A 25,546-nucleotide genomic window follows, 5' to 3' on the forward strand; every position below is an offset into this window, starting at 1 on the left:
CGTGCCGACGCTACCCGTCCCTGCGCTCGGTCACCCTGTCCACCCGGCCGTCCGGCACGGCGCCGGGAAGTCGACCACCATCTCCATCATCGCCGGACTGCTCCAGCCGAACAGCGGCACCATCCGCATCGGCGGCGACGTCATGACCACCAAGGCCACCAGCCTGCGGTCCCGCATCGGGCTGGTCCCCCAAGACCTCGCCGTGTACCCCGACCTCACCTGCCGCGAGAACCTGCGCTTCTTCGCCAGCCTCTACGGCATGGGACGAGCCGACGCCAAGCGGCGCATCGACGAAGTGCTCGAGGTCATCGGGCTGACCGACCGGGCCGACGACCGCGCCGACGAGTTCTCGGGCGGCATGAAGCGGCGCCTCAACATCGGCATCGGCCTGCTGCACCGCCCCACCCTGCTCATCCTCGACGAACCGACCGTCGGCGTCGATCCGCAGTCGCGGAACGCGATCCTCGACTCGGTCGAACAGCTCTCCGGAGCGGGCATGTCGGTCCTCTACACCACCCACTACATGGAGGAAGCCGAACGGCTCTGCCACAGAATCGGCATCATCGACCACGGCCGCCTCATGGCCGAGGGCACCCGCCGCGAGCTCGTCACCTCCGTCGGCGAGCAGGACCGCATCCACATCGCCGCCACCGGGCCGCTCGACCAGGCCGTCGATGCGCTCGACCGGATCGACGGCGTCGCCGAGACGACGATCAACGAGTCCGGGTTCACCCTCCTGGCAAGAGACGCCGCCCAGGTGGTCGCCCGGGCCATCGAGGCGGCCGACGCCAACGGTCTCAACGTGACCTCCGTCGAGATCACCCAACCCGACCTCGAAGCGGTGTTCCTGCACCTCACCGGCCGAGCATTGCGGGACTGAGGACCGCACGCCGTGCCCACCGCCCTGCTGATCGCCGCCAAGGACCTGCGTCAGCGAGCTCGCGACAAGTCGCTGTTCATCCTTGCCTTCATCGCCCCGCTGGCCCTCGGATTCATCTTCAGCATCATCCTCGGCGGCGCCGACCCCTCCGACGAACGCATCACCTTCGACTACGGCGTCGTCGACCTCGACGGCGGAGACCTCGCCACCGGGTTCTCCGATCTGCTCGCCGAGCTGGAGGAGAACGGCCTCGTCGAGGTGACCAGCTTCAGCGACACCGCCGCCGCCCGGGAGGCCGTGGACGACACCGACGTCTCGGCCGCCTTCGTCCTCCCGGCCGGCCTCTCCGACGCCCTCGCCACCGGCACCGACGCCCAGATCCGGGTGATCGGCAGCGTCGACGCCTCCATCGCCACCGACGTGGCCGGGTCGATCGCACGCGCCTTCACCACCAGGGTGAGCACCAGCGGGCTCGCCGGGGTCACCGCGGCCATGAGCGGCGCTGTCTCGGCCGACGACATCGCCACGGTCGCGTCACAGGTGGCCATGTCGGCACCGCTCGCCCAGGTCGAGGTCATCGAGCGCGACACCGACAGCCTCGACTTCGGCACCACCATGGTGGCGGGGATGGCGATCTTCTTCGCCTTCTTCGTCGCGGGGACGGCGGTGACCGGCATCCTCGAAGAGCGCGAGTCCGGAACCCTTCCCCGCCTGCTCATTTCGCCGGCATCTCGGGCCGCGATCTTGTTCGGCAAGGCCTCCGCCACGATCATCGTCGGGATCGTCGCGCTCATCGCGCTGGTGAGCGCCTCCACGCTGATCATGGGAGCCGACTGGGGGCCAGCGGCCGGAGTGCTCCCCCTGATCGTCGCCGGGGTCCTCGCGGCCACCGGCATCATGTCGCTCGTCGGGGGACTGGCCCGCAACGCCGAGCAGGCCGGGAACCTGCAGGCCATCGTCGCCATCTCGATGGCGATGCTCGGCGGGGCCTTCGGACTCGCGGCACCCGAGCAGGATTCGCTCTGGGGCCGCTTGGCCCTGCTCACCCCGGTTCGGTGGTTCCTCCGCGGGCTCGAAGAGCTCGCCGCCGGCGGGCCGGCCGACGTCGTCCCCGCGACCGTCGCGCTGCTGGTGATGGCCGTGGTGACCGGGAGCGCGGCCCTCGCCTTCGCAGGCAAGGTGCTCCGGCCATGAGGATCACCGCGATCGTGGGAACCGCCCTCACCCGCTTCATCCGTGACCGCTTCAACCTCTTCTTCGTCTTCGTCTTCCCGCTGGCCCTCGTGTTGCTCATCGGCGTGCAGTACGGCGAGCCCCCCACCCCCCAGCTCGGGGTCGTAGCCGGTACCGGATCGCTGGCCGACGAGCTCGTGGACCGACTCGAGGAGAACGAGCAGCTCGAGGTGGTTCCCCACGACGACCGGGACTCCCTCCTCGCCGCCGTCGAACGGGGCGCAGACGCCGAGCAGGCGGCGCAGGTCGCCCGTGATCAGCTCGCCATCACCGAGCTGATCACCGTCGAGACCACCACCACCGGTGACCGGCTCTTCCCCGAGGACGTCACCGGCTACGACATCGGCGCCGCCTCACAGCTCGTGCTGTTCATCTTCCTCACCTCGCTCACCGGATCGGCAGCGATCATCCAGAGCCGCCGACTGGGGGTGACCACCCGCATGCTGTCGACCCCGACCTCGCTGTCCACCATCATCGGTGGTGAGGGCGTGGCCCGGTTCGCCATCGCTGTCCTCCAGGGCGTCTACATCATGGTCGCCACCGTGGTCCTCTTCGACGTGAATTGGGGGAGCCTCGTCGCCTCGGCCACGATCCTCGCCGCCTTCGCGACCGTGGGCGCCGCGGCCGCCATGCTCAGCGGAGCGCTGTTCGACAACGATGAGCAGGCGAGCGGGATCGCCGTGATCACCGGTCTCGGCCTCGCGGCCCTCGGCGGCGCCATGCTGCCCGTCGAGCTGTTCAGCGACACGATGGTGACCATCGCCAAGGTGATCCCGCACTACTGGGCGCTCGATGCCTTCGCCGAGGTGGTCCGCCACGGTGGTTCGGTCGCCGACATCGTTCCCCAGCTGGCGGTCCTGCTCGGATTCGCCGCGGCGATCGGAACGGCGGCCGTGTGGCGACTGAGGGTGACCCTCACCGGCTGAGATGGTGGCAGTATGGTTCCTACCGGCACGGCGAACGCCGGGCGGCTCGTCGAAGGAGAACTGACCATGTTGGGACGACACCTGCGGGCCACGACCGCGTGCCTGATCGCCGGAGTGATGCTGGTCGCGGCGTGCGGCGAGGAATCGGGCTCGGGCGGCGGCAGTGTCGACGACCCCGAGGAGGCGGTGCTCGCCGCGTTCAGCGCCATCGACACCGACGCGACCGAGATGACGATCACCTTCGACGGCGACGGCGCAGAGCTGGCCGCCGCCCTCGAAGCCCTGGACGACACGTTCCCCTCGGACGAGCCGGCCACCGACACCATGGTGGAGCTGATGGCCGGCGCCGAGCTGCGGGCCTCTGCCAGCGGCGAGGACTTCGCCATGGCCGTGGTCCTCGACGACACCTCGCTGACCGAGATGCGGGTGATCGGCTCGACGCTCTATGGGCGGATCGACTTCGACTCGGCCCTGGCCCTCATCGGCGACATCGATCCCGAGGCCGCCTCCGAGTTCGAGATGATCGTCGGCATGGCCCCGATGATCGCCGCCGAGGACCCTCGCCTCGGCTTCGTGCAGGACCTGCTCGAGGGACGATGGATCAGCATGGAGGTTCCCGACGACGCCGAGTACTCGGATCTGTTCGACGCCACCTCCGACACCGAGACGATCGACGAGCAGATGCTCTCGGTGATCGAGGAGATCCTGTCGGCCAACACCGCGGTGACCCACGTCGGCGACGCTCGCGGCGGACAGCAGTTCGTGATCGAGGTCGATGTGGCCTCGACCATGGCCGCGCTGGCCCGCAATCCCATGGCCGCCCAAGCACTCGACCTCACCGACACCAGCACCGACCCCGACGAGCTCGTGGAGGAGATGCAGAGCGAGGGAATGGCCTCCACCTGGGAGTTCGACGTCGTCGTGACCGACGGGGTGATCAGCTCGGTCGGCATGGACCTGGCCGCCCTGTCCACCGAGGCACCCGACGGCGTGAGCCTGCCGGTGCTGATCCGGCTCTCGCCCTCGCCGTCGGCGCCCGAGGCGCCGGGCGATCACACGCCGATCCCACCGGAGCTGCTCGAGGAGCTGGCCGGGGACATGATGGGCGGCCTCGGCCCCATGGGCGACCCGGCGGGGCTCTGACCCCGACCCGGCGGTGAGGCCAGGTTCGGCCTCAGACGCCCTTGGCCATGTTGGCAAAGCGCGTGTAGTGGTCGAGGAACGCGAGCCGGGTGATCCCGGTGGGGCCGTTGCGGTGCTTGGCGACGATGATCTCGGCCGTGCCTCGGTCGGCCGAGTCGGCGTGGTACACCTCGTCGCGGTAGATGAACATGACGACGTCGGCGTCCTGTTCGATCGATCCGGACTCGCGCAGGTCGGCCAGCACCGGCCGCTTGTCCTGGCGCATCTCGAGGCCTCGTGACAGCTGCGACAGCGCCACCACCGGGGTTTCGAGCTCGCGAGCCAGGATCTTGAGCTGACGGCTCATCTCCGACACCTCGACCTGTCGGTTCTCGGCCGAGGATCGTCCGGTCATGAGCTGGAGGTAGTCGACCACGATCATCCCGAGGTCGCCGACCCGGCTCTTGAGGCGGCGGGCCTTGGAGCGGATCTCCATGACGGTGACGTTCGGGTTGTCGTCGATCCAGATGGGGGCCTCGGCCAGCCGACCGGTGGCGTGAGCGATCTTGTTCCAGTCGGCTTCGACGAGCTTGCCGTTGCGGACACGGGAAGAGTCGACCCGGGCCTCGGCGCAGACGACGCGCTGGGTGAGCTCGATCTGGCTCATCTCCAACGAGAAGTACATGACGGGACGGTGAGTGTCGAGTGCCGCGTGGGTGGCCATCCCCAGCGCGAACGCGGTGTTGTGGGTGGGGATCATCGAGCGGCCGGCGAGGTACAACGACGATGGGGCGTCGACGGTGATGCAGCGTGTCGCCACGCTGGGCACCGCATCGATGGACACGACCGCACGCACCCCCGCCCGGGCACGCTCGGGAGGTGGAGCCTGGGCCAACCGGTCGGCCTTGCGCGGCAGCCGGAACACCGGGTCTGGGGGCGTCCACCGGATCCGATGGGCGGACAGGACCGCACCGCGGTCGCTCACCTGGGTGGCGGTGACCGGGTCGGGTCGGTGCCCGAGCGAACACAACAGCTCGTGCACCTCACCGGCGAGGGTCGGACCGACGATGTGCATCTCGACGATGCCACGCTCGGACACCACCACACCATCGGTGTCCATGATCCCCTGCAGCAGCGCCAAACGCTGCTTCGGTGACCCCCGCAGGTACCGGGCAGGGATCTGGCGAGGGGCGCCACCCAACAGACCCAGCTGGCCCAGCTCGGCGGACAGGCGTCGACCGCCACTGCGGTACCCGGCGAGCTCGAACTCTCCGGAGAAGAACTCGAGGTCGTGATGGTGGAGATCGCCGGCGACGTCGGGCGGAAGCCCGGTGCTGAGCCAGCAACCGAGCACGTACGGATCGACCGGCAACTCGAGCTCGGGGCCCTCGAGCGGCTGGGCGACCGGAACGACCCACCGACCGGCGCCGTCGCCGGCACCGGCCTCCACCAGCTGGCTGGTGGTGAGCACCACCCGCTGGCCTGAAGGGTCCTCGACCTCCCACTGGTGCTCGGCATCGGCGACCAGGACCGAGTCGTCGTCGAAGCGGACCTCGTAGCAGGCGTGGTCGGTGAACACGGGTGAGCAGTAGGTGATCGTGGTGGGGACACCCGATTCGTCGAAGACCCGGTCGCCGACGGCGAGGTCACCCATGGTGGTCCACCCCTGGGGTGTGGGAATGGCGGTGTCGAGCGCCAGCGCCTTTCCCATGGCGGGGCGAGCACCGACGACGTAGAGCGCGCTGGGTTGCAGCCCCGAGAGCAAGTCGTCGAGATCGTGATAGCCACTGGGCAGCCCGGTGATGGCGTCACCCCGCTCGTAGAGCAGCTCGAGTCGGTCGAGGTGCTCGCTGAGCAGGTCGCGGATGGGGGCAAGGGTGTCGGTGACCCGGCGCTGGGCGACGTCGAACACCAAGGACTCGGCGAGGTCGACCACCTTGGTGACGTCTTCGGGGATCTCGTAGCCGAGCTCGGCGATCTCGCCGGCGACGCCGATCAGGCGACGCAGCAACGCCAGCTCCTCGATGATGCGGGCATAGCGGCTGGCGTTGGACACCGCCGGGGTGGCCGCCTGCATCGACAACAGCTTGGACGATCCACCCACCGCGTCGAGCAGCTCGACGCGTTGGAGCTCGGCGGCCACCGTGACCACATCGACCGGTTCTCCCGCCGAGTAGAGCCCGGTGACGGCCTCGAAGATGTGACCGTGCGACGGCTTGTAGAAGTCCCCCACCTGGACCGACTCGACGGCGTCGGCGATCGCCTCGCGCGACAGCAGCATCGCGCCCAGCAAGGACTCCTCGACCTCGAGGTTGTGTGGTGGGGTCCGGCTGCTCGTGCGTCGGACGGGAGCTTCGTCAGGCATCGCCATGAGAACGCCATCCTCGGTGATGGAGGTTGTGGATCGATAGACCCGATAGCCGGTGGACAACGCTGGCTGTCCTGTGGACGACCACGCTCATCTTGTGGGCGGCGGCACCCGCATCGGTGGATGGTGCAGCGCCACTGTGGGCGCCACGCCATGTGGACGCGCCGAACCAGCCCTCAGGAGGGCAGTTCCCCTGGGGATGGCCTGGCGCTGCTGTGGACACCTCCGGCCGATCTGTGGATGACCGGAGATGGTGCTACTCGGGAGCGACCTCGACCGTGATCGGGAACTCGACCTCGGAGTGGAGCTTGGCCACCACCGTGTGGGTACCGAGGGTCTTGATCGGCTCATCGAGGTGCAGCTTCCGGCGGTCGAGGTCGATGCCGGCTTGGGCGGTGACCGCGTCGGCGACGTCGCTCGTGGTGACCGAGCCGAACAGCTTACCCTCGGAGCCGGACTTGGCCGAGATGTAGATGACCGTCGGCACGAGCGTGCTGGCCACCTCCTGGGCGGCGGCTCGGTCGGCGGCGTCCTTGACATCGCGGGAACGGCGCATCGTGGAAGCCTGGGAATCGGCCCCCTTGGTGGCCTTGAGTGCCAGGCCCTTGGGGAGCAGGAAGTTGCGGGCATAGCCATCGGCGACCTCGCAGATGTCGCCCTTGAAGCCCACACCGTCGAGATCGGAGCGCAGGATCACCTTCACTCGTCGTCACCTCCGGTGCGCTCCTCGACGACCTCGGGTGCCCCGGTGGCCTCGGTGGTCTCTTCGAGCTCTTCCTCGCCGGCCGAACCCGGAGGCGGCGCAGAGGGACGCGGCGGCGGACCATCGGCCCGTCCGCCACGGTCGCCACGGTCGCCCCTGCCGCCGCGCTGGGTGGTGACCCTGCTGGTGTAGGGCAACAGGGCCATCTCGCGGGCGTTCTTGACGGCCCGAGCGATCTCACGCTGCTGCTGCGCGTCGTTGCCGGTGACCCGGCGGGCGCGGATCTTCGCCCGATCGGACTGGAAGCGACGCAACAGGTTGACGTCCTTGTAGTCGACGTACTGGACGCGCTCCTGGGTGAGCAGACTCACCTTCTTCTTGCTGCGCCGTGCGTTGTCCTTGTTCTTGCCCCGCTTCGGGGTCGACTTCGCCATCAGAACGGCTCCTCATCGCTGTCGTAGGCGGGCGCCTCGTTGGGCACCGGGCGCGACCCGGCGTCGCCACCACGGTTGGCACCGTCGCCCTTCTTGTCGTTCTTGGTCACGGCCGCCGTCGCCCACTTGAGACTGGGGGCGACCTCGTCGGCGATGATCTCCACCTTGGAGCGCTTGTCGCCGTCGGGCGTCTCCCACGACCGCTGCTGCAGCATGCCGTAGATGATGACCCGCGACCCTTTCTGAACCGACTCGGCCACGTTCTCGGCCAGGTCTCGAAAGCAGGTGACGTCGAAGAACGACACTTCGTCCTCGCCATCCTGCTTGCGACGGTTCCACGCCAGACCGAAGCTGGCGACGGCCATGCCACCAGGGGTGAAGCGCAGTTCGGGATCGCGGGTGATGTTGCCCACCACCGTCAGGGTGTTGTCGAATGCCATCGGAGGTCTCCGTTCTCTTACCCGGCGCTCGCCGGGGCGGCTTCGCCGCCGAGCAACCCACGACGGGTCGCTTCGTTGTCGGGAAGCCGAAGGATCTTGTGGCGGATGGTCTCGTCCGCGAGACGGAGGAAGCGGTCGATGTCGTCGAGGTTCTGGGCCTCGGTGACGATCTCGAGCACGACGTAGAACCCCTCGTGCTGGTGGTTGATCTCGTAGGCGAAGCGCCGGACGCCCCACTTGTCGGTGGTGGCGACCGCACCGCCGCTGGCGGCGGCGAGCTCGCCGACGCGGTTGATCACGCCTTGGATCGTGGACTCCTCGAGCTGGGCATCGAGGATGATCATGAGTTCGTACGCTCTCATCTGGAGCGCATCACCTCCCTGTGGACCCGGCTGCACCGGGGCTCCGCACGGTACGGAGCAGGGCCATCGATTGACCGGACGATGCTACCGGAACCCGGCGCCGATGACCTCATCACCATGATGCCCAGGGGGTGAGACACCGAATCCGCAGCCGCGCTACTCGTCGACCAGATATGCCTGATGGACGATCACCCGCCCCTCGGCGGTGCCGTTGCCGGGGGTCCCCGACGGTGTCACCCAGTCGGCCAGACCCCGGACGTCGCCGCGCCAGCCGACATAGGTCGGCGTGCCGACACCCCAGGTGAGCGGTACGTGCTCGTTGGCCACCAGATTGATCTGCTCGGTCGCGGCGTACCGAGCCTCGAAGTCGATCTCGCTTCGCAACTGGTCGATGGCCTCGTCGATATCGGGGTGGCTGAAGTTGGTGAAGTTGCCGGGAGTGGACTCGGGCGGCCCGAAGAAGTTCTGGAAGGTGGTGAGGGGGTCACCGAGGGTCGCGCCGGCCCGCCAGCAGTTCACCTGGTAGTCGCCCGACCACGGCGGATCCTCGTCGGCGCTGCCGACGGCGTTGGCGATCAGCGTCGACTGCTCGACCGACTCGAGGTGGACCTCGACCCCGGCCTCACCCCACAGGCTCTGGAGGAGCTGACCGATCTCGACCAGGCTCGGATCGGGCGGACAGCTGTAGGTGATCTCGATCGGATCACCGGGAGCCCGACCATCGGAGCGGTCCGGATCGGAGCGGTACTGCTCGATCAGCTCCTGGGCGGTTGCCAGGTCACGCCCGTCGGCACCCGGATAGGCCGCAGAGGCCGTCTCGGAGAACCACGGACTGTCGACCGAGAAGAACGTGGTGGTGGTGGGCACGAGCCCATCGTCGCCCAACACCACCGCAACGGCCTCGGCGTCGCCGGCGTAGGCGAGCGCCCGGCGGATGCGCACATCGTCGACCGGCGGCACCAGGGTGTTGAAGATCGACGCGCCCGAGGTGTTGCCGACGAAGAGGTTCCCTCCGAACCCGCCCTCATCGACCATCTCCATGACCGCCTTGATCGAGCTGCCCCGCAGGGTGCTGATCACCTGCACCGAGTCGGCGGCGAGGCTCTGCACCCGGCTGTCCTCGTCCGGGATCGGGCGGAACTCCACCTCGTCGAGGTAGGGAAGCTGGTTGCCGGCGGGATCGGTGCGCCAGTAGTCCTCGTTGCGCTCGGCCACGAACCGATCGTCGCGGCGCCACTCGACGAAGCGGAACGGACCGGTCCCGACCGGGTGCTCGCCCAACTCATCTGCACCGCGCTCCTCGTACGCGGTCGGCGACACCGGCCACCCCACAGAAGTCCGCAACACGTCGGGGAAGCCGGCATTGGTGTCGGCCAGACGCCACACGACGGTCAGATCGTCGACCACCTCGACCGCTTCGATCCCAGCCGACTGAACCGAGCCGTAGGTCACCGCCGTCGGGTCGGCGTGCAAGGTGTCGAAGTTCCACTTGATCGCCCCGGCATCCAGCGGTGAGCCGTCGTGGAACACCACCCCGTCGCGCAGCGTCATGGTCCACTCGGTGAGATCGTCGTTCGGTTCGAGCGACTCGGCGAGGTTGGGTTCGAGGGTGCCGTCCTCGGTGAGCACCATGAGCGGGTCGTAGATGCTCATCGCCACGCTGACCCCCGACGTGGCGAACTGTCCGGTGCCCGGCAACCAGTTGCCGGTCTCGCCCTCGAGTCCGATCACGATGCGACCCCCATAGGACGGTCCCTCGTCGGCCTCGGACCCTGACCCGTCGTCGCGCTCCTCCGGCGACGTGGTGGTGGTCTCCTGCTCCGTCGCTCCGGAGTCGCCATCGGTGTCGTCTCCGGCGCACGCGGAGGCGAACACGATGCACGCGACGGCGGCGAGCACCCGCCGAACAGCAGTGATGCGAACCATCTCAACCCCCCGAGGTGTTCAGCCGATCGTTGCGCCGACCATAATCTCGACACCGCCGCCCGTGCTCGTGGCGTCGCGGGTCACCGTGGAACCGTCTCCACCTCGTCGGGTCGCGGACCGGAGTCGCGGGCCAGGGGGAGGGTGTCGGGATCGAGTCGTGCGCCATCGGTGAGGCCGAACTGGTCGAGGTGGCCCTGCTCGACCTCCAGCGCCCAACGGTATGGGCCCTCGGGCGGGTAATCGGGACAGTCGACCGCCTCCGGACACGGCTCCATGTCCGCGGTCGACACGACCCCGCCGTCCTGGTCGATGAACGCGATCGAGAGCGGGACCACGGTGTTTCCCATCCAGAACGATCCCCTGGCGGTTCCGGGGAACGAGAAGAGCATGCCGTCGTAGCCCGCCAGGTCGGTCACCTCCATGAGCCCGTGCGACCGTAGCTCGGCGGTGTCCGCGATGAGCACACACCGCCGGGTGCCAGATCCATCGGCGGCGACCACGGTGATCTCGGCCGCGCTGAACCGGTCGAAGGTGTCGGTCGGGGACGGACAGGTGGGTGATGCTGCGGGCGACAACTCGTCGAGGTGCTCATCGACCAGCTCGGGGCGCTCGCCCGTCGGGACGCAGCCCGCCAGCGCGACGAACCCCAGCAGGGTGACGAGGACGAGGTGGAACGGGAGGATCGACCGGTAGCGACTCACCCCGAGATGGTGCCACCTCCGTAGAGCCCGAGCGCGTCGGCTTCGTCGGCAGAGAGGTGGTAGCTCTCGCCGTCGGACGGGAACGTCCCGGCACGCACGTCGTCGGCGAAGGCGGTGAGCCCGGCGACACCCTGGGCCTTGAGGTCTGCGTAGCGTCGCACGAACTTCGGTGTCACCCGGTCCTCGATGCCCAACACGTCGTGGAAGACCAACACCTGGCCGTCGCAGCCGGGTCCGGCACCGATGCCGACGGTGGGCACGTCGACCGAGTCGGTGACCATCCGGGCGACCGAATCGGGAATGCCCTCGAGCACGATGGCGAAGCACCCCGCTGCCGCCAACGCCTTGGCGTCGGACACCAGCATCAGGGCGGCTTCGCTGGTCTTGCCCTGCACCTTGAACCCGCCCATCTGGTGCATCGACTGGGGGGTGAGGCCGAGATGTCCCATGACCGGGATCTCGGCGTCGACGATCGCCTCGATGTGGGGCACGCGCGTGCGACCGCCCTCGAGCTTGACCGCCTGGGCTCCGGCCCGCACCAGCGTGGCGGCGTTGCGTACGGTGTCGTGGACGTCGAGGTGGTAGCTCATCCACGGCAGATCGGCCACGACCAACGGCCCCGGACGGGCGCGGGCGACGGCGCCCACGTGGTGGACCATGTCGTCGACGGTGACCGCCAGGGTGTCCTCGTAGCCGAGCACGACCATGGCGACCGAGTCGCCGACGAGGATGAGGTCGACCCCCGCCTCGTCGGCCATGCGGGCCGACGGCGCGTCGTAGGCGGTGACCATCACCAACGGATCGGCGCCGGCGCGAACCTTGCGTCGACGCACCTGGGGAGCGGTGAGTGCGCTCATGCGAGCCTCCTTGTCCCGTCCAACGCCCGTGCGGCTGTCGGCGGTGCCCTCCAGGCTAGCGGTCGGTGCCCACCGCGTGCTAGCCGTCGCCGTCCACCGTCGTGGAGGTCGTGGTCGAGGTGGTGGAGGTCGTGGTCGTCGAGGTGGTGGGGATCTCGTCGGGGGGCGATCCGTCACCGTCGGGCTCGGTCGTCGAGGTCGTGGTCGTGGCCTCGCCATCCTCGTCACCATCCTCGTCACCGTCGTCGTCGGCCTCGTCGTCGGCCTCGACGGTGGTCGAGGGACACAGCTCGATCGGGGTGTCGGGGTCGGTGGTGTCGGTCGCATCGACCGGGCACCGCAACTCGGTGGTCGGGGTGGTGGCGGGTGGCACCGACACGTCGGGGAACGGGCACGGTTCGGACCCCTCGGTCGCCGCGGTCATGTAGTCGCTCCAGATCTGGGCGGGGAACGAACCGCCGGTCACCGAGATCCCACGGAAGTTGCTCATGTTGCGCGGGTTGCCGGACTCGTCCGCGGTCGGATGACCCATCCACACCGCAGTGCTCAACCGGCACGTGTACCCGACGAACCAGGCGTCGCGATTGTTGGTCGTGGTCCCGGTCTTGCCGGCCACGAACTGCCCGGGGACCGCCGCGTTGCGACCGGTGCCACCCGCCACCACCTGGGTCAGCGCGTAGGTGACCTGATCGGCGACCTCGGGGGCGAGCACCCGTGTGCCGGCCCGGTCGGGTCGCCAGACGATGCGACCCGACGAGTCGGTCACCTCCACGACCATGATCGGTGGGGTGTGACGGCCCTGATCGCGGAAGCTGGCATAGGCCGAGGCCATGTCGAACACCGACACCTCACCCGACCCGAGCACCACCGACGGCACGTCGGGTACCTGGTGGGTGATCCCGAGACCCCTAGCCAGCTCGTTGACCCGTGCCGGCCCGAGCTCGAGCATCAGGTGGGCGAACCCGGTGTTGGACGACACCCGGGTGGCATCGACCAGGCTCCAACGGCCGACCGGCGAGCCGCCGCCGGTCACCCGCCAATCGCCGCCGTCGTCGGCTCCCTCGAACACCGCCTGTGATGGTGCGGGCACCGTGTCGCCGAGCCCCCACCCGTCGACCAGCGCCTGGGCCAGAGCGAAGGGCTTGTAGGCCGAACCCGGTCCCCGACCCGAGCCTCCGCCGGCGCGGCCCATGGCCAGGTTGACCTGCGACTCCGCGAAGTCGGTGCCGCCGACCATGGCAACCACCTGGTTCTGGTCGTCGAGGGTCACCAGCGCGGCCGCGGGATCGTCGGGATTGGTCGGATCGAGCACATCGGTCACCGACCGATGGGCGGCCTCCTGCAGTCCCGGGTCGAGCGTGGTGTAGACCCGCAGTCCTCCCCCGTAGACCGCGGCCGCGCCGAGCTCGTCGATGAGCTGCTGGCGCACCTGGTCGACGAAGTACTCGGTGCCGTACTCGGAACCGCGCACATTGCCGAGCCCCTCGCGACTCGAGCGCGGCAGGGTGATCTCCTCGAGGGGCACCGCGTTGGCATCGTCCATCTCGGCCTGGGTGATGTGTCCGTCGGCGACCATGCGCACCAGCGCGTTGTTCCGGCGGCGGTCGGCCTCGGTGAGGTCGCGTGACGGATCTGCGGTCTCGGGGGCCCGGATCAGTCCGGCCATGAACGCTGCCTCGGGCAGGGTGAGGTCGTCGACGGACTTGCCGAAGTACGCCCGCGACGCGGCTTCGACCCCGTAGGCGCCCCGGCCGAAGTAGATGGTGTTGAGGTACCGCTCGAGGATCTCCTCCTTGCCCACCTCGCGCTCGAGCCGGATGGCGAGGGCCGCCTCCCGAACCTTGCGCAGCAGGGTGCGGTCGTCGGTGAGGTACACGTTCTTGACGTACTGCTGGGTGACCGTCGAACCGCCCTGGGCGAGGGTCTGGTGCCGGAGGTCGGTCCACAACGCCCGGACGATGCTGACCACGTCGACACCGCTGTGGTCGAAGAAGGTGCGGTCCTCCTGGGCGAGCACGGCGTCGATGAGCACGTCCGGCACCTGATCGAACGACACCGACGTGCGGTTCTGGTGGCCGCTCAGCTCGGCGATGGCGTTGTCGGCACCGCAGGCCTCGGTCACGTCACCGGCACAGACATAGGAGGTCTCGAGCAGCACCTCGGCTTCGGGCAGCTCGATCTGGGACACCACCCAGCCCGCGCCGGCGATCCCACCGACCGCGGCCAGGCCGAGCAGGAAGAAGAACCGTCGCCGGCGCCAGAAGAAGCTCCGGCGCTTGGAACGCTTGGAACCCTTGGCGCGGCTCCGACCGGGGAGCCGGTCGAGGATCAACCGGCGCGCCCCAGCAGGAAGGTGCGAGCCAGGTGGTTCCACCAGCAGCCGGGGCAGACCTCGACGACGTAGCAGGTGAACGAACCGCCCCGACGCGCCTTGCGGGCAAAGGCCACCAGCTCGGAGCGGGTGGTGATGCACCGGCCGTGGGCGGGCAGGCGAGGTCCGAACACATAGGACACCAGCACGACGTTCACGTCCGCGCAGATGGGACACACCAGCGACGTGGGCTCTGCCACCTGCTCGGCGGCACGACGCAGCTCGGGGTGGGCATCGCACACCTCGTGGCGGGCCAAACGCCCCCGGCGGTACGAGTCGATCACCGACTGGCGCGCCAGTCGGTAGTCGATCGTGCCCTGGTGGTCGGCACCAGGAACGGATTGGGGCGAGAAACCCATGAGCAACGAGGCTACCGAGGCGGCGACCGTCGACGCGTGCGGGAGCATGCCGGGAACCAACCATCGCCATCCACGTCAGGGCCCGCGGGTCACGGCACACTGACACCAACCGCAGCACCGCCGCATGCCATGCCGCAGCCACCTCCACCTGGAGCGTCGATGAGCACCTCTCCCACCGAACCTCAGCACCCCCGCACCTTCCCCATCGGGGCCGAGCTCCCCAAGGACCGCGTGGTCTATGGGCCCGACATCCTCGACGAGACCGATCTGCGCCTGCTGGGCGACCTGTCCGGCAAGCGGATCCTTCAACTCGGCTCCCACGAGGGCCACACCGCCATCGCACTGCAGCACCGGGGGGCGAGGGTCATCGTGGTCGAGCCGTCGGCCGAACGCGTCGCCGCGTCCCAGTGGGCCTTCGAGCGGTCCGACACCAAGATCGAGCTGCTCAACAACGATCTGGCCGACCTGGCCGCGGTGCGGGCCGACTCGATCGATCTGGCGGTCAGCATCTACTCGCTGGCCGGGGTCGACGACCTCTCCCGGGTGTTCCGGCAGGTGCACCGGGTGTTGCGACAGGACGCCCACCTCGTGTTCTCGCTCCCCCATCCCGCGTTCTCGATGATCGACCCCACCAGCGACGAACCGCTGCGGATCCGGCGCGCCTACTGGGACCAGACCCCCCGCACCTGGGAGCGCGGCGAGCACTCGGGTCGCGACCACACCCACACCATCACCGACCTGTTCACCAACCTGGCCAGGACCAACTTCCGTGTCGACGCGCTGCTCGAGCCCGAACCCGCGGCCTCGGGCCATCGGTCGGCGCTGTGGAGCGAGACGATGCGGTGGGTGCCCGCCACCTTGATCGTGCGGGCCCGCAAGCAGGGGATCTGACCGACGGGCGGGGCGCCGACGCCTACCGCCTGTTCGAGGCGCGAGAAGACGGCGTGCTCAAGGTGATGCTCGACCCCACCCGCTGAGCCCCCTGCGAGGCGAGCCCCACCTCGCGTGGGTGCGGACACTCAGACCTTGCGCTGCGCCCACCACTCGTCCAGGCGGCGACGGGCCTCGTCCTCTCCCAGCGCTCCTTCCTCCAACCGCAGGTCGAGGAGGAAGTTCATCGCCTTTCCCACGTCGGGGCCCGGTCCGATGCCGAGCTGGTCCATGACCTGACGACCATCCAGATCAGGACGGATCGACGCCAGCTCCTCCTGCTCCTGCAGCTCGGCGATGCGGGCTTCGAGCTCGTCCATCCGCGCCGCCAGGGTCTTCGCCTTGCGTTCGTTGCGGGTGGTGCAATCACAGCGGGTGAGCTCGATCAGCCGGTCGAGGTCGGGTCCCGCGTCGCGCACGTAGCGACGAACCGCGCTGTCGGTCCATCCCATCTTGTAGGTGTGGAATCGGAGGTGCAGCTCGATCAGCCGAACCACCGCGTCGATGTCGCCGTTGGAGTACCGCAGGGCGGTCATCCGCTTGCGAGCCATACGGGCACCGACGACCTCGTGGTGGTGGAACGAGACCCCGTGCTCGCCGATGGATCGGGTCCTGGGCTTGCCGATGTCGTGCAGCAGCGCCGCCAAGCGCACGATCCGTTCGGGCCGGGTCTTGGCGGTGACCGCGATCGAGTGGGCCAACACATCCTTGTGGCGGTGGATCGGGTCCTGCTCCAGGCGCATGGCGCTCAGCTCGGGCAGGAACAGGTCGGCCAGACCGGTGTCGACGAGAAACCACAACCCAGCAGAGGGATCGTCGACCACCAGCAGCTTGTCGAGTTCGTCACGGATGCGTTCGGCGGCGACGATCTCGAGGCGATCGCGCATCGAGACGACGGCCTCGACCAGTCCCTCCTCCGGGGAGAGGCCGTAACCGGCGATGAAGCGCGCGGCGCGCATCATGCGGAGCGGATCGTCGCTGAAGGAGACCTGGGGGCCACTCGGGGTGCGCAACCGGCTCTGGGCCAGGTCGCTCGCACCGCCGTAGGGGTCGACCAGCTCGGGCTCGGGCAGCGACAGCGCCATGGCGTTGACGGTGAAGTCGCGCCTCGACAGGTCGGCCTCGATGGCGTCGGAGAACTCAACCTGCGGCTTGCGCGAGTCGGGCCGGTACGCCTCGGCCCGGTGGGTGGTGATCTCGAAGGTGCGTCCACCGACCTTGGCGCCGATGGTGCCGAACCGTTCGCCCTGGTCCCAGACAGCGTCCGCGAACCCGGCGAGCAACTGCTTGGTCTCGTCGGGTCGGGCGTCGGTGGTGAAGTCGAAGTCGGGCTCGCGCAGCTCCTTGCCGAGAAGCAGGTCCCGTACGATGCCACCGACCAGGTAGATCCGCTTGCCCGCAGCGGCGAAGCGCTCGGCGACGGGGCGTGACTCGTCGAGGACCGGTTGCCAGCGTGGGGGGATCACAGCGGGCCAACACTACCGGGACTCATCGCGGGAAACGAAGGCCGATCCCGGCCCTGACACCTGTTCGGCCGGTCAGCCCAGGTGCACCAGGGCGACGTCGTCGATCACGTTGCGCCCCGGTCCGCCGCTGGTGGGGCGCTCGGGATGCAGGACCTCGCCGGCCAGCGCGGCCACGCAGGCCGCGGTCGAGTCGGTGAGGGCGGCGAGGTCGTAGCCTCCTTCGAGGAACGCGATCCGGCGTCCGGGCGGGGCGAAGGCCAGCAGATCGGCGGTGATGTCGGCGAAGTCGCCCGCCGACAGGCCCATCGAGGTCAACGGATCGCTGCGATGGGCGTCGAAGCCGGCCGACATCAACAGCCAGGTGGGGCCGAACTCGGCGATCTTGGGTGCCGCCACCACCTCGATCCCGGCGCGGATCACATCGCCGGTGGTCCCCCTGGGAAGCGGGAAGTTGACCGTGGTCCCCTTGGCCTCACCCGTTCCGATCTCGTGCAGATCACCGGTGCCGGGATAGAGCGGGTATTCGTGGAACGAGACGTACAGGACCCGGGGATCGGCATCGAACACCGCCTGGGTGCCGTTCCCGTGGTGGGCGTCGAAGTCGACGATCAGCACGCGCTCGCCGCGGTCGGCCAGCGCCGCCGCGGTGATGGCGATGTTGGACAGCAGGCAGAACCCCATGGCCCGATCGAGGGTCGCGTGGTGCCCCGGGGGCCGGACCGCGCAGAACACGGCGTCGGCCTCGCCCCGGTCGAGCCGCTCGACCGCGTCGAGCCCCGCTCCCGCCGCATACAGCGCCGCGTTCCACGACTCGGTGACCGCCACCGTGTCACCGTCGATGTTTCCTCCCCCCGCAGCACAGAACCGCTCCAGCGCCTCGAGGTAGCCGTTCGGATGAACCCGCGCGATCTCCTCGTGGGTGGCGGCTCTCGGCTCGAACCTCACCACCGCTTCGTCGAGAAGCGGGTGGGCGAGCCCGGCCAGCACCGCGTCGAGACGAGCAGGGCGCTCGGGGTGCCAGGTCCCGGTGTCGTGCTCGTAGAACCGTGGATGGGTCGCGAAGAGGATGGTCACCGCTGCTCACGCTACCTGTCACCACGCTGACCACTCGCGCCGGACGTGTCGCTCTATCCTCGAACCGACGCGCCGAGCGCCCGCCCGCCGCCGTCCCCGAACTGCACATGCGCCACTACGAACACCTCCAGTGGGGATCAGACCATCTGCGGCTCGCGCCGTGGCGGGGAGATCCGACCATCGCCGAGCTCGCACCCGCCGTCGCGGGTCGACCCCCAACGGCCCAGACCGTTCGCCATGGACTCGAGCTCGTCCACCGTCGCGGGTACCGGTCGGTCATCACCAGCGCGCTCGCTCCGCAGGAGCAGTACGGCTACCTGCATGCCGGCTTCGAGGTCCACGAGCGGCTGCACCTGCTCGCCCGGGGTCTCGACCGCCTGCCGGAGACACCAGTGGGATGTCGGTTGCGTCGGGGACGACGGCGGGACCTCGCGGCCATCCTCGACGTCGACGCCGCCGCGTTCGAGCCGTTCTGGCAACTCGACCAGCTGCGGTTCGACGACGCCCGCCGGGCCACGCCTACAAGCCGCCTGAGGATCACCGCCGGGGCCGAGGTCGTCGGCTACGCGATCACGGGCCGGGCCGGCTCCCGTGGCTACCTGCAGCGGCTGGCCGTGCGTCCCGAGATGCAGGGACGGGGCTGGGGCACCGCACTGGTCGTCGATTCGCTCCGGTGGCTCCGGCGGCGCGGTGCACACTCGGTCACGGTGAACACCCAAGAGGCCAACGCCGCCGCCCTCGGCCTCTACCGACACCTCGGCTTCACGCCACGCCCCGATGGGCTGGCCGTGCTCTCCTACCGGTTCGAGCCGGCGTGAGCTCGACCGGACCACTGCCTGCCCCAGTGCGCGCGTCGATCACCCTCGTCGCTGCGGCCGTCGCCGTCGCGATCACCACGCTGCTCTGGTCGCTCGCCGCGGCCACGCCGTCGGGGGCCCAGCGCGAGAGCGAACCCGACGAACCCGTTCAGGTGGCCTTGGTCGACCAGACCACCTGGGCCGATCCAGACGGCGAGATCGTCGTGCGCTTCCAACTCGACGGCGAGGTTCCCGACGACGCCACCGTCGAGGCAACCGTCCACGAGCCGCTCCGCAGCGAACGGATTCGGGCCGACTTCGAGGACACCCTCTCCCGCGAACGCCTCGGTGGACGTTTGACCGATCCGCCGATCGAGCTGGGCACGGTGAGCGAGCTCGACCCCACCTCCGACGGGACCACGATCGCGGCGCGGATCCCCATCCGGTCCGAACCCCAAGACCCCGACGAGCCCGAGCGCCTGGCCATCTTCGCCGCCGGCATCCACCCTGTCGCCATCGCCGTCTACGACACCGACCACACCTACCTCGGGGGGATGGTCACCCACATCGTCCGGCTCCCCCGCGAGCTCCCCGACGCGACCACCGGCGTCGTGCTCGTCGCTCCGCTCGATGCTGATCCCTCGCACCTCGCCGACGGCAGCGCACACGTCGACGACGCGGTGAGGGCCGCCTGGACCGCGACCGTCACCGCCCTGAACACCGGCCCCGGCCAACCTGTCCTCGTCGCTCCCAGACCCGAGACGGTCGACGCGCTCAGCGCCACCGGTGCGTCGCTCGACGACATCCTCGTCAGCGATCTCGCCGAGCTCGCCTCTGCCGGAGGACTGCCGGCGACGACCTACGTCGAACTCGACCTCGCCGGGTTCGCTCGCGCGGGACTCGACACCGCCCTCGACCGCCAGCTCGAGATCGGTTCCGCCACGCTCGAGAGCCGCCTCGGCGTCGAGGTCGACGACGATCTGTGGGTGGCCCACCGATCCCTCACCGCCGGCGGTCTCGCCGCGATCGCCGAACGCGGCATCAGCCAGGTGATCCTCCACCACACGCTGCTCGCCGACCCGTCCCGCGGTCGCAGCGGGCCGTTCACCCTCGAGGCCGGTCCTGCCGGTACGGTCACCGCCCTCGCCACCGATCCGCTACGGCAGCAGCACCAGGGATCGACGGGCGATCCCCGACTCGATGCCCAACGTCTCCTGGTCGACCTCGCCATCGACACCTTCGACGACGGACCGACACATCCGGTGGTGGTGATGATCGACCCGGTCGCCATCGATCCGGTGTTCGTCGAGACCCTGAGCGCGGGACTCGCCGATGCTCCCCTGCTCGATGCCGTCACGGCGAGCGAGGCGATGCGGGCCACGCCGCCCGACCCCGGCGGCAGCGGCGACGGGACAGACGCCGCCGGTCGCCTGGCCACCGACACGTCGCAACGAGACCTCGGTGGCCTCCGCCGGGACATCGACCTCACGCGTCTGTCACTCGACACCTTCACCTCGGTGTTCCCCGACAGCGACGAGCTCACCAACCGCTTCGAGGACCTCCTGGCGGTGGTCCCCTCGCGAGCGCTCAGCGAGCGCGACCGCGACGAGTACTTCTTCACCATCGCAGTGGAGATGGAGACCCTCCTCGACGCCATCAGCCTGCCGGAGCGACGGGCGATCACCCTTCCCGCCCGGACCGGCACGATCCCACTCACCCTGACCAACGCCAGCGAGCGGGGCGCGGTCGCGACCATCCGACTCGACAGCGACAAGCTGGAGTTCATCGACGGCGAGCAGCTCGAGATCCCGCTCCCTCCTGGGACCAACACCGTCGAGGTCGAGGTCAGGGCACGGGCCTCGGGAGCGTTCCCGCTCGAGATCACGGTCGAGAGCCCCGACGGGCGCACCGAGCTCGCGACGGCCCGCTACACCATCCGCTCCGCGGCGGTGTCGGGCTTGGGGTTGGCCATCTCGGTCGCGGCAATCCTGGTGCTGGGGGTCTGGTGGGTCCGCACCGCGCGACGCGCACGGGCCGCCCACCGCGACGCCGCGGCGACCTGACCCCCGGCGGTAGGGTCGTGACCACACCGAACCCGGGGGAGGACCACCATGGCCGGAGTCCGCATCGTCACCGACAGCTCGTCCGACCTCGCCCCCAGCGAGGCCGACGAGCTCGGGATCGAGATCGTGCCACTGAGCATCCGCTTCGGCGACAAGGAGTTCGTCGATCGCAGCGAGCTGAGCGCCACCGACTTCTACGCCACCATGGCCACCTCGCCCGAGCTGCCGGAGACGGCTGCTCCGGCGCCGGGGGCCTTCGACGCCGTGTTCCGCCGCCTGCTCGACGACGGCGCCGACGCCATCGTGTGCATCAACCTGTCCGAGTCGCTGTCGGCCACCATCCAATCGGCCCGGACCGCAGCGGCCGCGATCGACGGAGCCGACATCCGCACCATCGACTCCCGCTCGATCACCGCTGGTCTCGGCACCCAGGTCCTGCGCGCCGCCCGCGCCGCCCGTGACGGCGCCTCGGCCGACGACGTGGTGTCGTTGGTCGAAGCCATGGTTCCCCGCACCCACGTCATCGGCGTGCTCGACACCCTCGACAACCTCAAGAAGGGTGGCCGGATCGGTGGCGCACAGGCGCTGCTCGGCTCCATGTTGTCGGTCAAGCCGGCCATCGACATCTCCTCGGGCGAGGTCGAGGAGGCGGGCAAGCCCCGGACCCGCAAGAAGGCGATGCAATGGCTCGCCGACCAGGTGCTCGCCCATGAACGGGTGGAGGACCTGGCCATCATGCACGGCGACGCTCCCGACATCGACGCCTTCCTCGACCTGTTGGCCCCGAGGTACGACCGAAGCGACATCCGGGTCGGGCTGATCGGCGCGGTCATCGGCGCTCACGGAGGGCCCCGGGTCATCGGCGCCTGCTTCCTCACCGGAGACTGAGGGCGCTCGACCTCGCACCGTGGGCCCCGCCGCCCCAAAGAGATCGGTACCGCACGGTACCGTTGGGACGGTGCCCGAGCACGTGACCCCTTCCCCGTTCGCCTCGGCCGATCTCGACGGACGCCTGCTCGGCGGCCGCTACGTGATCGGGTCGGTCATCGCGTCCGGGGGGATGGCCCAGGTCCGTCGGGCCACCGACCAGGTGCTGGGGCGCGAGGTGGCGGTCAAGATCCTCCACCCACACCTGGCTTCTGACGAGGTGCTGGTCGACCGGTTCCGGCGCGAAGCGGTGGCCGCCGCACGACTCACGCACCCGTCGATCGTGGCCATCTACGACACTGTGGCCGACGACGGGATCAACGCGATCGTCATGGAGCTCGTGCACGGCATCACGCTCCGCGACTTCCTCGACCAACGAGGGGCGCTCGACAACCAGGACGCGATCGACGTCGCCACCGGCGTCGCCCAGGCGCTGGCGATCGCCCACGCCGCCGGGATCGTCCACCGCGACGTGAAGCCGGCGAACATCTTGTTGTGCGACGACCGCCGGGTGAAGGTGGCCGACTTCGGGATCGCCAAGGCCGGCGGCGCCGACCTCACCCACACCGGCACCATGATCGGTACCGCCAAGTACCTGGCACCCGAACAGGTCGAGGGTGGACCCGTCGATCCGCGCACCGACATCTACTCCCTGGGTGTCGTGCTCTACGAGTGCCTCACCGGAAAGGTGCCCTTCGAGGGAGACTCCGACGCGGCGATGGCGCTGGCCCGCCTTCACCGCGATCCGCTACGTCCGCGCCAGGTGCGCCCGTCGGTTCCCAAGGCGCTCGACGCGGTGACCATGTCAGCCCTCGCGCGCGATCCTGACCAGCGACCACCCACCGCCGAGGCGTTCCGGGCCGCGCTCCTCGGCGCCGAGCCCGACGACGTCACCAGCGCAACCGGACCCGACCACACCATCGTGGCTCCCCTGGCGGCAGCGGCCGCAGAGCCCGACTCCTTCGCCAGGAGCGAACGCCGGTGGCTGGTGCCCGCCGCGTTGGTGGCGGTCGTCGGACTGGCGCTGGCGCTGGCCGGCGTGCTCATCGGCCGCACCGAGACCGGCAAGCAGCTCTTCGACCGCGCCCGCGAGGTCGTGGCCTCCTCTGCAGGCACCAGTGACAGCGTGGAGCCGATACCGCTCTCGCAGGCCCTGGCCTTCGACCCCATCGGCGCCGACGGCGAGAACGATGCCGAGGCGGGGCGAGCGATCGACCCCGACCCCGACACCGCCTGGCGCACCGAGTTCTACGACGTATCCACCTGGGCCGACAAGGACGGAGTAGGGCTGGTCGTGGTCCTCGACCGCGAGGCGACGATCCACCAGGTCGAGATCACCTCGCCCACGAGCTCGTGGGCGGCGGAGATCTACGTCTCGTCCGAGACCGAGCAGCCCACGGGTCTCGAGGGCTGGGAAGAGCCGGTGGGGTCCCGCGAGGGGGTCCCGCAGGGCGAAGCGGTGATCGACGTCGAACCCGCGGCCGCTCGTGCGGTGCTCATCTGGATCACCGACCTCGGGGAAGGCCCCCCGGACGCGCTGCAGATGGAGATCGCCGACGTCACCGTCCGGGGAACCTGACGCCACTAGCGTCACGTGGATCACCGACGCGTCCGACGACCGAGCGCTGATCGAAGCGGCCAAGGCCGGCGACCGGCGCGCGTTGGATCGGTTGCTGCGCCGCCACCAGGACCGCATCTACGCGATCTGTCGCCGCCTCGCGGGCAACGACGCCGATGCACTCGACGCCACCCAGGAAGCGTTGATCGCGGTGGTGCGTGGCCTCCCGCGCTTCGACCATCGCAGCGCCTTCTCGACCTGGAGCTACCGGGTCGCCACCAATGCCTGCCTCGACGAGCTCCGGCGGCGCGGCCGCCGGCCGACCACCGGTCTCGAACCCCACACCGCCGAAGCCATCACCGCCCGGGCCGACTCACGCCCGTCGATGGCCGAGACCGTCGTGGAACGATCCGAGCTGGACCACGCCCTCTCGGAGCTGGCCGAGGAGTTCCGAGCGCCCGTGGTGCTGCGGGACCAGCTCGGGCTCGACTACGCAGAGATCGCCGAGGTGCTCGAGATCCCACCGGGCACGGTCCGGTCCCGGATCGCGCGGGGTCGAGCAGCGCTGGCCCGGACCTTGGCCGGAGCAGACACCGGGAACCAGCACCCCACCGACCAGCGTCCTACCTCCGAACCATGACCGACCTTCCCCCCTCTCCCGACGACGAGATCGTCTCCGCCGTGCTCGACGGCGAGGCCACCGCCGACGAACGTGCGCGGGTCGACGACGACCCCGAGCTCGCACGTCGGTTGACAGAGCTGCGCGGGGTCAGCGCGGCGGTGGCTGAGCCGGTCGTGCCGCTCGACGAGCTCAGCGCCCACCGGCTGATCGACCGGGCCATCGACGACGCGGGGGCCGCGCCGGCGATACCGCGGACCTCACCACGGTGGTGGCAGGGTGGACTCGGGGTCGGCATCGGCTCGGCCGCGGTGGTCGTGCTCCTCGCCCTCGCCGTCGTGCCGGTCCTGCTCAGCGGTGGCGACGAAGACGACGACTTCGCGACCGCCGATCTCGACACGACCGAGGCCGACGGGGGTGAAGCGGCCGACGACGCCGGATCGCTGGCCGACGACGGGGCCCGGTCGGCCCCCGACGCCGCGCAGGAGGCGGCCCCACCGGGCGCCGACGCTGGAGACGACGATGCCGACCTGGGCGCTCGGCAGTGGTTGGGGAGCTTCGACACCGTCGACGAACTCGCTGCCGCGCTGTCACAGAGGCTGAGCGAGCCGGGAACCGCCGATGCGGTCCCCTCGACGACGACCAGCACCGCCACGAGCGCGTTCGGTGCCGACGACGAGTTGGCCGAACTGGTCCCCGAGTGTCCGGCTGGTCCCGCTGGTGGCTGGCCCGCCGAGCTGCAACCTCCCTTTGGGGCCTTCGACGCACTGATCGATGACACTGCCATCGTCGCGATCACCGGCATCGACACCGCGGGCGAACCGACCGTCGTCGCCCTCGAGCTGGGCACGTGCGCTCCGGTCGAGCTCCCCTGACCGAACCTGTTCATGCCGACACCCGGGCGCGGCCCGGGCCACGCCCGGCTGGGGCCCGTTAGGATCACTGCCATGTCTGAGAACGGACAGCCAGACCAGCCGGCCGCGACCGAACCCGACCGGGGCAGCGCGCCGCCTCCCGCGCCCGCGGCAAGGCCCGAACGGGAGGAGACCTCGGGTGAGGGATCCGGACCCGCGGCGCGCACGACGGCGTCGGGAGCCGCGGCAGCACTCACCGGCGACTGGCCGGCCCAAGCCACCGACGCGGTGGTCGACCTCGTGGGCACGGTCCGGGACCGGGCCGTCGAGCCGCTGCTCAAGGTCGCCCGGGCGATCGTCTACGGGCTGCTCATCACGGTGGTGGCCATCACCGCCGTCGTGCTGGTCGTGATCCTCGCCATCCGCATGCTCGACGCCTATCTTCCTGGTGAGGTGTGGTCGGCATACCTGCTGCTCGGCGGCGTGTTCATCCTTGCCGGCTTCATCTGCTGGTCGCGCCGCACCGTCCGCGCGACCTGAGGGGAATACCTCCCGGGGTATCGGGGTTGTTCCTCT

Annotated in this window: 23 protein-coding genes and 1 pseudogene; 12 read left to right on the forward strand and 12 right to left on the reverse strand. The window is 69.7% G+C overall.

The features are described 5' to 3' along the window. The first annotated feature begins 1 nt into the window (after window position 1). The 4 genes from U5K29_03450 to U5K29_03465 all read left to right on the forward strand — a co-directional run bounded on the left by U5K29_03450 (window position 2) and on the right by U5K29_03465 (window position 4,182). Window positions 2-880 carry an ATP-binding cassette domain-containing protein gene (locus tag U5K29_03450; GenBank protein ID MDZ7677590.1) on the forward strand — a complete coding sequence of 293 codons (879 nt, stop codon included), beginning with the start codon at window positions 2-4 and terminating at the stop codon, window positions 878-880. A gap of 12 nt (window positions 881-892) precedes the next feature. Continuing rightward, window positions 893-2,074 (forward strand): ABC transporter permease, encoded by a 1,182-nt coding sequence (locus tag U5K29_03455; GenBank protein ID MDZ7677591.1) that lies wholly within the window; start codon window positions 893-895, stop codon window positions 2,072-2,074. Then, window positions 2,071-3,039: an ABC transporter permease gene (locus tag U5K29_03460; GenBank protein MDZ7677592.1), complete on the forward strand. Its 969-nt coding sequence runs from the start codon at window positions 2,071-2,073 to the stop codon at window positions 3,037-3,039. Before U5K29_03455 ends, U5K29_03460 begins: the two co-directional genes overlap by 4 nt. Before the next feature lie 66 nt (window positions 3,040-3,105). Then, window positions 3,106-4,182, forward strand: coding sequence for a hypothetical protein (locus U5K29_03465; GenBank protein ID MDZ7677593.1), 1,077 nt, complete (start codon window positions 3,106-3,108; stop codon window positions 4,180-4,182). A 31-nt stretch (window positions 4,183-4,213) separates the two neighbouring features. On the opposite strand, the gene dnaB is transcribed toward U5K29_03465, so the two are convergent. The 10 genes and pseudogenes from dnaB to U5K29_03515 form a co-directional block, all read right to left on the reverse strand. After that, window positions 4,214-6,532, reverse strand: coding sequence for a replicative DNA helicase (gene dnaB / locus U5K29_03470; GenBank protein MDZ7677594.1), 2,319 nt, complete (start codon window positions 6,530-6,532; stop codon window positions 4,214-4,216). Between the two features lie 253 nt (window positions 6,533-6,785). Next, window positions 6,786-7,232: a 50S ribosomal protein L9 gene (gene rplI, locus U5K29_03475; GenBank protein MDZ7677595.1), complete on the reverse strand. Its 447-nt coding sequence runs from the start codon at window positions 7,230-7,232 to the stop codon at window positions 6,786-6,788. Between the two features lie 182 nt (window positions 7,233-7,414). Then, window positions 7,415-7,666 (reverse strand): annotated as a pseudogene (gene rpsR / locus U5K29_03480) (30S ribosomal protein S18). Then, entirely contained in the window at window positions 7,666-8,106 is a 441-nt protein-coding gene (ssb, locus tag U5K29_03485; GenBank protein MDZ7677596.1) for a single-stranded DNA-binding protein, read from the reverse strand. The pseudogene rpsR and the gene ssb overlap by 1 nt, the downstream one beginning before the upstream one ends. Window positions 8,107-8,123: 17 nt before the next feature. Further along, a complete protein-coding gene (rpsF, locus tag U5K29_03490) occupies window positions 8,124-8,468 on the reverse strand; it encodes a 30S ribosomal protein S6 (GenBank protein ID MDZ7677597.1) in 345 nt (114 codons plus the stop codon). Window positions 8,469-8,624: 156 nt separating this feature from the next. Continuing rightward, a complete protein-coding gene (locus tag U5K29_03495) occupies window positions 8,625-10,394 on the reverse strand; it encodes an ABC transporter substrate-binding protein (protein ID MDZ7677598.1) in 1,770 nt (589 codons plus the stop codon). 80 nt (window positions 10,395-10,474) lie between these two features. Continuing rightward, the gene (locus U5K29_03500) at window positions 10,475-11,095 is read right to left on the reverse strand and encodes a DUF192 domain-containing protein (protein MDZ7677599.1); all 621 of its coding nucleotides are present in this window, start codon (window positions 11,093-11,095) and stop codon (window positions 10,475-10,477) included. Next, on the reverse strand, window positions 11,092-11,952 hold the full coding sequence (gene panB, locus U5K29_03505; GenBank protein ID MDZ7677600.1) for a 3-methyl-2-oxobutanoate hydroxymethyltransferase: 861 nt from the start codon (window positions 11,950-11,952) through the stop codon (window positions 11,092-11,094). Before panB ends, U5K29_03500 begins: the two co-directional genes overlap by 4 nt. A gap of 79 nt (window positions 11,953-12,031) precedes the next feature. Then, on the reverse strand, window positions 12,032-14,326 hold the full coding sequence (locus U5K29_03510; GenBank protein MDZ7677601.1) for a transglycosylase domain-containing protein: 2,295 nt from the start codon (window positions 14,324-14,326) through the stop codon (window positions 12,032-12,034). Next, on the reverse strand, window positions 14,281-14,682 hold the full coding sequence (locus U5K29_03515) for a DUF5318 family protein (protein MDZ7677602.1): 402 nt from the start codon (window positions 14,680-14,682) through the stop codon (window positions 14,281-14,283). Before U5K29_03515 ends, U5K29_03510 begins: the two co-directional genes overlap by 46 nt. A gap of 159 nt (window positions 14,683-14,841) precedes the next feature. Here U5K29_03515 and U5K29_03520 point away from each other — a divergent pair, with 159 nt between their 5' ends. Continuing rightward, window positions 14,842-15,573, forward strand: a complete 732-nt coding sequence (locus U5K29_03520; GenBank protein MDZ7677603.1) for a class I SAM-dependent methyltransferase — start codon at window positions 14,842-14,844, stop codon at window positions 15,571-15,573. A gap of 128 nt (window positions 15,574-15,701) precedes the next feature. Here U5K29_03520 and U5K29_03525 read toward each other — a convergent pair whose 3' ends face one another. Both U5K29_03525 and U5K29_03530 read right to left on the reverse strand, forming a co-directional pair. After that, a complete protein-coding gene (locus U5K29_03525; GenBank protein ID MDZ7677604.1) occupies window positions 15,702-17,078 on the reverse strand; it encodes a CCA tRNA nucleotidyltransferase in 1,377 nt (458 codons plus the stop codon). A 72-nt stretch (window positions 17,079-17,150) separates the two neighbouring features. Further along, a complete protein-coding gene (locus tag U5K29_03530) occupies window positions 17,151-18,152 on the reverse strand; it encodes a histone deacetylase (GenBank protein ID MDZ7677605.1) in 1,002 nt (333 codons plus the stop codon). 107 nt (window positions 18,153-18,259) lie between these two features. Here U5K29_03530 and U5K29_03535 point away from each other — a divergent pair, with 107 nt between their 5' ends. From U5K29_03535 to U5K29_03565, 7 genes are all read left to right on the forward strand, one after another. Next, entirely contained in the window at window positions 18,260-18,970 is a 711-nt protein-coding gene (locus U5K29_03535) for a GNAT family N-acetyltransferase (protein MDZ7677606.1), read from the forward strand. Beyond that, window positions 18,967-21,012, forward strand: a complete 2,046-nt coding sequence (locus U5K29_03540) for a DUF6049 family protein (protein ID MDZ7677607.1) — start codon at window positions 18,967-18,969, stop codon at window positions 21,010-21,012. Before U5K29_03535 ends, U5K29_03540 begins: the two co-directional genes overlap by 4 nt. A 48-nt stretch (window positions 21,013-21,060) precedes the next feature. Further along, window positions 21,061-21,900: a DegV family protein gene (locus U5K29_03545; protein MDZ7677608.1), complete on the forward strand. Its 840-nt coding sequence runs from the start codon at window positions 21,061-21,063 to the stop codon at window positions 21,898-21,900. A gap of 70 nt (window positions 21,901-21,970) precedes the next feature. Beyond that, complete coding sequence (locus U5K29_03550; GenBank protein ID MDZ7677609.1) at window positions 21,971-23,518, forward strand: protein kinase; 1,548 nt, start codon at window positions 21,971-21,973, stop codon at window positions 23,516-23,518. Further along, window positions 23,427-24,137: a sigma-70 family RNA polymerase sigma factor gene (locus U5K29_03555; GenBank protein ID MDZ7677610.1), complete on the forward strand. Its 711-nt coding sequence runs from the start codon at window positions 23,427-23,429 to the stop codon at window positions 24,135-24,137. Before U5K29_03550 ends, U5K29_03555 begins: the two co-directional genes overlap by 92 nt. Further along, a complete protein-coding gene (locus U5K29_03560) occupies window positions 24,134-24,991 on the forward strand; it encodes a hypothetical protein (GenBank protein ID MDZ7677611.1) in 858 nt (285 codons plus the stop codon). The genes U5K29_03555 and U5K29_03560 overlap by 4 nt, the downstream gene beginning before the upstream one ends. A 72-nt stretch (window positions 24,992-25,063) precedes the next feature. Further along, complete coding sequence (locus U5K29_03565; GenBank protein ID MDZ7677612.1) at window positions 25,064-25,510, forward strand: hypothetical protein; 447 nt, start codon at window positions 25,064-25,066, stop codon at window positions 25,508-25,510. Window positions 25,511-25,546: the final 36 nt, after the last annotated feature.

This window comes from Acidimicrobiales bacterium, assembly GCA_034521975.1.
Lineage (GTDB): Bacteria > Actinomycetota > Acidimicrobiia > Acidimicrobiales > SKKL01 > SKKL01.

Excerpts from the sequence above, each read along its gene's own strand:
- dnaB (MDZ7677594.1), bottom strand. The coding sequence starts at position 6,532 with ATGGCGATGCCTGACGAAGCTCCCGTCCGACGCACGAGCAGCCGGACC.
- ssb (MDZ7677596.1), bottom strand. The coding sequence starts at position 8,106 with ATGGCATTCGACAACACCCTGACGGTGGTGGGCAACATCACCCGCGAT.
- U5K29_03535 (MDZ7677606.1), top strand. The coding sequence starts at position 18,260 with ATGCGCCACTACGAACACCTCCAGTGGGGATCAGACCATCTGCGGCTC.
- rpsF (MDZ7677597.1), bottom strand. The coding sequence starts at position 8,468 with ATGAGAGCGTACGAACTCATGATCATCCTCGATGCCCAGCTCGAGGAG.
- U5K29_03465 (MDZ7677593.1), top strand. The coding sequence starts at position 3,106 with ATGTTGGGACGACACCTGCGGGCCACGACCGCGTGCCTGATCGCCGGA.
- U5K29_03495 (MDZ7677598.1), bottom strand. The coding sequence starts at position 10,394 with ATGGTTCGCATCACTGCTGTTCGGCGGGTGCTCGCCGCCGTCGCGTGC.
- U5K29_03565 (MDZ7677612.1), top strand. The coding sequence starts at position 25,064 with ATGTCTGAGAACGGACAGCCAGACCAGCCGGCCGCGACCGAACCCGAC.
- U5K29_03560 (MDZ7677611.1), top strand. The coding sequence starts at position 24,134 with ATGACCGACCTTCCCCCCTCTCCCGACGACGAGATCGTCTCCGCCGTG.
- U5K29_03460 (MDZ7677592.1), top strand. The coding sequence starts at position 2,071 with ATGAGGATCACCGCGATCGTGGGAACCGCCCTCACCCGCTTCATCCGT.
- U5K29_03515 (MDZ7677602.1), bottom strand. The coding sequence starts at position 14,682 with ATGGGTTTCTCGCCCCAATCCGTTCCTGGTGCCGACCACCAGGGCACG.
- U5K29_03520 (MDZ7677603.1), top strand. The coding sequence starts at position 14,842 with ATGAGCACCTCTCCCACCGAACCTCAGCACCCCCGCACCTTCCCCATC.
- U5K29_03545 (MDZ7677608.1), top strand. The coding sequence starts at position 21,061 with ATGGCCGGAGTCCGCATCGTCACCGACAGCTCGTCCGACCTCGCCCCC.
- panB (MDZ7677600.1), bottom strand. The coding sequence starts at position 11,952 with ATGAGCGCACTCACCGCTCCCCAGGTGCGTCGACGCAAGGTTCGCGCC.